We start from the raw sequence: 7,925 nt of genomic DNA on the forward strand, positions 1-7,925 counted from the left end.
TCGGCCGAGCCGCTTCCGTCCGTCGGCCGAGCCGCTCCCGCCCCGGCCCGTCCGCCCTGTCGGCCGGTGCCCGGCGCGGTGGCTACGCGTCGATGCGGGACCGGTCCAGCGTGGCCGCCGAGCTGGAGATGAACTCCTTGCGGGGTGCCACGTCGTTGCCCATCAGCAGGTCGAAGACCTGTTCGGCGGCCTCCAGGTCGGAGAGGTTGATGCGGCGCAGGGTGCGGTGGCGCGGGTCCATCGTGGTCTCCGCCAGCTGGTCGGCGTCCATCTCGCCGAGGCCCTTGTAGCGCTGGATGGAGTCCTTGTACCGGATGCCCTTGCTCTGGAACTCCATGAGCTTGTCGCGCAGCTCGCGGTCGGAGTACGTGTAGACGTACTTCTCCTGGCCCTTCTTCGGCTGGATCAGCTCGATGCGGTGCAGCGGCGGCACGGCGGCGAAGACCCGGCCCGCCTCGACCATGGGCCGCATATAACGCTGGAACAGCGTGAGCAGCAGGCAGCGGATGTGCGAGCCGTCCACGTCGGCGTCGGTCATCATGATGATCTTGCCGTACCGGGCCTGGTCGATGTCGAAGGTGCGGCCGGAGCCCGCTCCTATGACCTGGATGATCGCCCCGCACTCGGCGTTCTTGAGCATGTCGGTGACCGACGACCGCTGCACGTTCAGGATCTTGCCCCGGATCGGCAGCAGGGCCTGGAACTCGGAGTTCCGCGCCAGCTTGGCCGTGCCGAGCGCGGAGTCGCCCTCGACGATGAACAGCTCACTGCGGTCGACGTCGTCGCTGCGGCAGTCGGCGAGCTTGGCCGGCAGGGAGGAGGACTCCAGCGCGGTCTTCCGGCGCTGGGCGTCCTTGTGCTGGCGGGCCGCGACGCGCGTGCGGGCCGCGGCGACCACCTTCTCCATGACGACCCGGGCCTGGGCGGCGGCGTCACGCTTGGTGGCCGTCAGGAACGCCTTCAGCTCGCTGCCGACCACGTTGTTCACGATGCGGCGGGCCGCCGAGGTACCGAGGACCTCCTTGGTCTGCCCCTCGAACTGCGGCTCGGCCAGGCGGACCGTCACGACGGCGGTGAGGCCCTCGAGGGCGTCGTCCTTGACGATGTTGTCCTCGGCCACGCGCAGCAGCTTCTTGGCGCGCAGCACGTCGTTCAGCGTCTGGGTGAGGGCCTGTTCGAAACCGGCGACGTGAGTGCCGCCCTTGGGAGTGGCGATGATGTTGACGAACGACCTGACCGTCGTGTCGTAGCCGGTCCCCCAGCGCAGCGCGATGTCGACGCCCAGTTCGCGAGTGACCTCGGTCGGGGTCATCTGGCCGTGTTCGTCCAGGACCGGGACGGTCTCCTTGAAGGTGCCCTTGCCCGAGAAGCGGAGGACGTCGCAGATCGCCTTGTCGTTCGCCAGGTACTCGCAGAACTCGCTGATGCCGCCGTCGAAGCGGAAGGACTCCTCGCCCTTGCTGCCGCCCTCGCCGAGGCCGAACTCGTCGCGGACGACGATGGTCAGGCCGGGGACCAGGAACGCGGTCTGTCGGGCACGCTGGTGCAGGGTCTCCAGGGAGAGCTTGGCGTCCTTGAGGAAGATCTGGCGGTCGGCCCAGTAGCGCACGCGCGTGCCGGTGCGCGTCTTGGGGATCTTCTTGGTCTTGCGCAGGCCGCTCTTGGCCTCGAACTTCGCTTCGGCACCGTCGGCCGCGAAGGCACCGGGCACGCCCCGCCGGAAGCTGATGGCGTGCGTGTGGCCACCGCGGTCCACCTCGACGTCGAGCCGGGCGGAGAGCGCGTTGACCACGGAGGCGCCGACACCGTGCAGACCGCCGGAGGCCGCGTAGGAACCGCCGCCGAACTTGCCGCCCGCGTGCAGCTTGGTCATGACGACCTCGACGCCGGACAGGCCGGTCCTCGGCTCCACGTCCACGGGGATGCCGCGGCCGTTGTCCCGCACCTCCACGGATCCGTCGTCGTGCAGGATCACCTCGATGCGGTCGCACACGCCCGCGAGGGCCTCGTCCACCGAGTTGTCGATGATCTCCCACAGGCAGTGCATGAGACCGCGGCTGTCGGTGGAGCCGATGTACATGCCGGGGCGCTTGCGCACGGCCTCCAGGCCCTCGAGGACGAGCAGGTGCCGCGCGGTGTAGTTGGAACCGTCGCGGTCTGCTCCTGCCAGCAGCGCTGTGGACGGCACGGACGTCTCGGCGGTCACGCGGTTCGCTCCTCGCTGAATTTCAGATGGCCCCCTTCTGGGTAAGGGGGCGGCTTCGGTCGCCGCTCAGAGGGTACCGAGCCCTGGTAGAGCCGGTGTAACGCCACCCTCGTCGGCACCTCACACTAGTCCAGCCTCGCATACTTGTTCGATCCCTCGATGGAGTGAAGCACATATCACGTTCCCTTTGGGGCATGAACCATTTAGGCTCCGGGCACGTCCTCATGAACAACCGGCAACCCAGCCGGGAGGACGAGACCGCAAGAGAGCGCGAACCCGTACGCATACAAGACACGCAATACGGCACATTCGCCGCCAACGGGCAGCAGACAACCGTCCCCGGAAAAAAATTTCGCTGAAAGGCCACGAGCGGGAACGTTTTCGGGCTGGTTGGATGTTGACCCTGGTACGACAGCTCGTCGAGCTAGAGAAGAGGCGACGTGACTACTGTTCTGACCCCCGCGAGCCCGCTGACGGCCGCCGATCGCTGCGACCGCTGCGGCGCCCAGGCATACCTGCGCGTCGTCCTGCTCAGCGGCGGAGAACTGCTCTTCTGCGCCCACCACGGTCGCAAGTTCGAGCCGGAACTCAAGAAGATCGCCGCTGAGATACAGGACGAGACCGAGCGACTGACGTCCGTTCAGGGCACCGCTTCCGAAGAAGAGCGCTGAATCTCGCACACACGACGAGCCAGCCCCGGCACAGGCCGGTGATCGGGCGGCCACTCCCCACCAGGAGCGGCCGCCCGTGCTCATACCCGCTCAAACACGCCAGGAGCCGCCGAGGGACCGCTTCCGGGCCCCTGTGGCCGGCTCCAGCGCTCGTACGACCTCGGAGACGCGCGTGTAGACGCCGGGGTGGTCCGGGCGCCCACAGCCGCTCCCCCACGACACCAGGCCGATCAGCCGTCCCGCGGCCACCAGCGGGCCTCCGCTGTCCCCCTGGCAGCCGTCCGGCCCTCCGGCGACCTCCCCGGCGCAGAGCATGGTGGCGGCCCGGTAGCCGCCCTCCGGCCCGCCCGGGTACGCCTTGGCGCACACGTCGTCGGAGAGCACTCGTACGTGAGCGGCCCGCAGCCGGCGCGCATAGGCTCCTTCGCCGGTCGTGTCGCCCCATCCGGACACCAGTGCCTCGGTACCGGGCCGGTAGGCCGCATCGCCCGCGGGCGCCATGGTGATGACCGCGCTCTGCGGCAGCGGCCGGGCGAGCACGAGGACCGCGAAGTCCCCGGAGTTGGTCGCGAGGTCGAACCGGGGGTTGCGCCGGATCTCCCGTACCGCGATCTCCTCGCCCTCCGTCGACAGCAGGTCGGTGCGGCCCGCGATGACCTTGAGGTCGCGCACCCGCTGCGGTGGCACCCCGAGGGCTTCCTCGCTCAGGCAGTGGGCCGCTGTGAGCACCGTGGTCCGCCCGATGGCCACGGCGCCGCAAAACTGTCCCGCCCGCGCTCCGCCGAACAGGTCACGGCTGGCCAGTGCGACCGTCCACGGGACCTGGGAGACATCTATCGGGAAGCCTCCCACGACCACCCCGCCGGCGGCCGCGGGAGCCGCGCCCACCAGCGGCATCACGGCCATGGCGGCCGCCGCTGCCAGCGGCCGGACCAGTGCCCGGGCAAGGGAACGGCGCATGCGGTACTCCTCACTCGCAGGAATTCCTGGGGGACCCAGAGTGATCCATCGAGCGGCATCGCGCAGCACGAAGGCCCGGCTCCCCGAGGGGAACCGGGCCTTCACCGACCTGGCGGAGCCGAGGCGGCCTAGTCCAGGTAGTCGCGCAGCACCTGGGAACGCGACGGGTGGCGCAGCTTCGACATGGTCTTGGACTCGATCTGACGGATGCGCTCACGCGTCACGCCGTAGACCTTGCCGATCTCGTCGAGGGTCTTCGGCTGGCCGTCGGTGAGACCGAAGCGCATGGAGACGACGCCGGCCTCGCGCTCGGACAGGGTGTCGAGCACGGAGTGCAGCTGCTCCTGCAGGAGGGTGAAGCTGACCGCGTCGGCGGGCACGACGGCCTCGGAGTCCTCGATGAGGTCACCGAACTCGCTGTCGCCGTCCTCGCCCAGCGGGGTGTGCAGCGAGATGGGCTCACGGCCGTACTTCTGGACCTCGATGACCTTCTCCGGGGTCATGTCGAGTTCCTTGGCCAGCTCCTCCGGGGTGGGCTCGCGGCCCAGGTCCTGGAGCATCTGGCGCTGCACGCGCGCGAGCTTGTTGATGACCTCGACCATGTGCACCGGGATACGGATGGTGCGGGCCTGGTCGGCCATGGCGCGGGTGATCGCCTGACGGATCCACCAGGTGGCGTACGTGGAGAACTTGTAGCCCTTGGTGTAGTCGAACTTCTCGACCGCGCGGATCAGACCGAGGTTGCCCTCCTGGATGAGGTCCAGGAAGAGCATGCCGCGACCGGTGTAGCGCTTGGCCAGGGAGACCACCAGACGGAGGTTGGCCTCCAGGAGGTGGTTCTTGGCACGGCGGCCGTCCTCGGCGATGATCTCCAGCTCGCGCTTGAGCTTCGGGGCGAGCTTGTCGGAGTTGGCCAGCTTGTCCTCGGCGAAGAGACCCGCCTCGATGCGCTTGGCCAGCTCGACCTCCTGCTCGGCGTTGAGCAGGGGGACCTTGCCGATCTGCTTCAGGTAGTCCTTGACCGGGTCGGCGGTGGCGCCGGCTGCGGCGACCTGCTGCGCGGGCGCGTCGTCCTCGTCCTCGTCGGACAGGACGAAGCCCGCGGCTTCGGTGCCCTCGGGCTCGTCGGCGACCTTGGTGTCCTCGAGGACCTCTTCGTCGAGAAGCTCGACGTCGTCCTTCTTGGCGGTGGTCTTCTTGGCGGCCGTCTTCTTGGCGACGGTCTTCTTGGCGGTCGCCTTCTTGGCGACCGCCTTCTTGGCGACTGCCTTCTTGGCGGTTGCGGCTTCCTCGGCGGAATCGGCTGCGGCCGCGGCGGTGGGCGCCGCGGGGGCGGCCGAGGTGGCGGTGGCCTTCCTGGTGGTCACCGTCTTCGCCGCGACCGTCCTGGTGGCGGTGCGCTTGGCCGGACTCTTCGCTGCGACGCTCTTGCGGGTGCGCTTGGGCTCTGCGGCACTGACCATCAGCGTCACACCCTCTTCCTCAAGGATCTGGTTGAGGCTGCGCAGTACGTTCTTCCACTGAGTGGCCGGGATCTGGTCAGCTTCGAAGGCCCGACGCACATCGTCGCCGGCGATCTGCCCCTCAGCCTTTCCCCGCTCAATGAGCGCCATGACAGAGACGGACTCGGCGATCTCCGGCGGGAGCGTACGGGATGTGCTGGCCGACACGAACAACCTCTCGGAACGTTGGAAAACGGCTTCCGGCACCGTCCACTGCGGACAGGAGCCGACCACCGGCCTGGGGATGGGCCGACGGCGCGGGCGGGGGCCGGGAAGATGCACAGCGCCATGCACGGCGTCCGTATTCCCTCCGCGGCTATCACCTCTTAGGTCATCGCGCTGTCTCCACGAGCGTTACGCCCATTCTGCGTGGCCCGAGTCACACCCCGTAAGTAGTCAAAAGCGGTCAGACGTGTACAGAAGAGATCATCTCTGGTCGTCACCGCGGCCGCCCCCGCGACCAAGGGGCCTGCCACGTGGCCGGACTCCGCCGGACTCCAGAAGGTCCGGCGAGGTCCGGCGGCGGCCGGTACCCGGGCCCGGCGCCGCCGCGAGCACCACCGGGACGTCACACACTGGCGACCGCACCACGTCCCTCGCGGGTCAGTGCTCGCGCGGGGCGGGCACCACGCGCTCCACCTCCGGGTGGACCGTCAGCAGCTGACGCATGGCCGTCTCCGCCGCCGCGCCGTCGCCGGTGCCGAGGGCGTCGACGATCCGCGCGTGCTGGGCGAGGGACGCCTCGTTGGGGCGGTCACAGGCGGTGACCGGGCCGCCGGAGACCTGGAGTGCCGCCGAGACGATGCCGGAGAGGTGCTCCAGCATGCGGTTGCCCGCGATCTGGATCAGCAGCGAGTGGAACTCGGTGTCCGCGCGCGCGTAGGTGAGCGCGTCGCCCTGCGCCATGGCGTGGCTCATGATCTCGACCATGTCGCACAGGCGCTGCTGCACCTCCTCGCGCCCGTGTCCGGCGGCGAGGCGGGCGGCCAGCGGCTCGATCGTCCAGCGCAGCTCGCTGAGCTCCCGGCGCTGGTCGTCGCGCTGCGGCCCGAAGGCCCGCCACTCGATGATGTCCGGGTCGAGGAGGTTCCAGTCGCTGACGGGGCGCACTCGCGTGCCGACGTTCGGGCGGGCGCTGACCAGGCCCTTGGCCTCCAGGACCCGGAGCGACTCGCGGACGACGGTGCGGGAGACCTCGAAGCGCTGGCCGATCTCCTCCGGCACCAGCGGTCGGTCCGCGCCCAGATCGCCGGAGACGATCATCTGTCCGAGCTGCTGGACGAGTTGGCCGTGCAGCCCGCGTCCGCGGCTTGCCGCGGCCCGCCGGCCGACCCGGCCCAGCTCGGGTTCCCCGCCGTCCCAGGCGGGTGCGCCGACGCGGTCGGCCACCGGGCCTTCCGCGTAGGGGTAGCGGTCGAGTTCGCCCGGGCCGGCCAGACCTGAGTCTGTGGAGCGGGCGGCGGTCATCATGGTGTGCGCAAGGGTACTCACGGATCCTTTGTCGGCGCCGCCTCCAACTCCCTTGAGGTCTTTGGTGAAAAGCACACGAAAGGGTGATCGCTCACCCCGTCGCAATTGACGCCTTATCGGAAAGAAATGGGCTTTCTGTGGGGAGTTGTGGGCAAAGCAGGATCGGAAGCGCACGAAGGACGGTCAGCGCAGCCGGGTTCGCAGCGCCGTGAGCAGATACGCGCAGAGGAGACCCGCGAGCGACAACGCCAGTGCGCCGCCCACGGGTTGGGCGAGGACCCGCGCGGCGGCGAGCAGGTACCGCTCCCCTCCGAAGGGCCACTGGAGCAGAAAGACCTCCCGCATGCGCACCGGGAAGTCCGCCGCCACGCGCACGGCCGGTCCCTGGAACGCCTTGTGCACCAGGGGCACGACCAGAACGGGTACGGCGAGGACCGCGGCCAGTCCGGCCGTGGTGGAGCGGAACACGCCGGCCGCCAGCACTCCCGCCCAGGAACAGCCGACGACCAGCCCGAACCAACTCGCGGTCAGGGACAGCCAGTCCGCGGGAACTTCCGTCAGCTCCCGTCCGTAGGCGATGTAGAGCACCTCGGCGTCGCAGCCCAGGGTGAGGAAGGCGAGCAGCCCGGCGGTGGCTCCGGAGACGAGCAGTTTCGCGGTGAGCAGCCCCATCCGGCGGGGGACGGTACCGCGGTCCGCCGCCAGGGCGGGGTGGCGGAACTCGTCCCCGAAGGCCAGCGCGCCGAGCAGTCCCGCCCCGAGCGCCGCGGGCGGCAGCGGCAGTCCCCGCGGCCAGGCGGCGAACAGTCGGGCCTGCGGGGTGTGCCCGATCCTGGCCAGGAGTACGGCGATGAGCGCGGACAGGACGAGTACGGCACCGCAGGTGAGGAAGCCGGTGCCGATGCCGGCGGCACGCCGGATCTCGTAGCGGAGGGGGCGCAGAGGGTTCGGGGCGGGACGGACGGCGATGGGGGGCGGCAGAGGCGACATCCCCTCGGCGACGCGGTCACCGCCGGAACGCCCGGCGTGGTCGTCCCGCTCGTTCCGGACGCCGGGGTTCCTGGCCCCCGGAAGGAGGAGACGAGCCCCCGAGGCGAGCGCGCCGTCGGCCTGTGG

General features: G+C 69.8%; 5 protein-coding genes and 1 pseudogene. 1 reads left to right on the forward strand and 5 read right to left on the reverse strand.

Going from position 1 to position 7,925, the window contains the following annotated elements:
* Positions 1-82 precede the first annotated feature (82 nt).
* Positions 83-2,206: a type IIA DNA topoisomerase subunit B gene (locus H5J33_RS16290; protein ID WP_181795629.1), complete on the reverse strand. Its 2,124-nt coding sequence runs from the start codon at positions 2,204-2,206 to the stop codon at positions 83-85.
* Positions 2,207-2,646: 440 nt separating this feature from the next.
* Here H5J33_RS16290 and H5J33_RS16295 point away from each other — a divergent pair, with 440 nt between their 5' ends.
* The gene (locus H5J33_RS16295) at positions 2,647-2,877 is read left to right on the forward strand and encodes a hypothetical protein (protein ID WP_181795630.1); all 231 of its coding nucleotides are present in this window, start codon (positions 2,647-2,649) and stop codon (positions 2,875-2,877) included.
* A 90-nt stretch (positions 2,878-2,967) separates the two neighbouring features.
* Here H5J33_RS16295 and H5J33_RS16300 read toward each other — a convergent pair whose 3' ends face one another.
* The 4 genes and pseudogenes from H5J33_RS16300 to H5J33_RS16315 form a co-directional block, all read right to left on the reverse strand.
* Entirely contained in the window at positions 2,968-3,837 is an 870-nt protein-coding gene (locus tag H5J33_RS16300; RefSeq protein ID WP_181795631.1) for a serine protease, read from the reverse strand.
* Between the two features lie 128 nt (positions 3,838-3,965).
* Positions 3,966-5,507 (reverse strand): RNA polymerase sigma factor, encoded by a 1,542-nt coding sequence (locus H5J33_RS16305; protein WP_181795632.1) that lies wholly within the window; start codon positions 5,505-5,507, stop codon positions 3,966-3,968.
* 435 nt (positions 5,508-5,942) lie between these two features.
* Complete coding sequence (locus H5J33_RS16310) at positions 5,943-6,830, reverse strand: FadR/GntR family transcriptional regulator (RefSeq protein ID WP_181795633.1); 888 nt, start codon at positions 6,828-6,830, stop codon at positions 5,943-5,945.
* Between the two features lie 162 nt (positions 6,831-6,992).
* Positions 6,993-7,925 (reverse strand): annotated as a pseudogene (locus H5J33_RS16315) (ABC transporter); the annotation flags it as partial.

Source organism: Streptomyces sp. WELS2 (genome assembly GCF_013870595.1).
Taxonomy (GTDB): Bacteria; Actinomycetota; Actinomycetes; order Streptomycetales; family Streptomycetaceae; genus Streptomyces.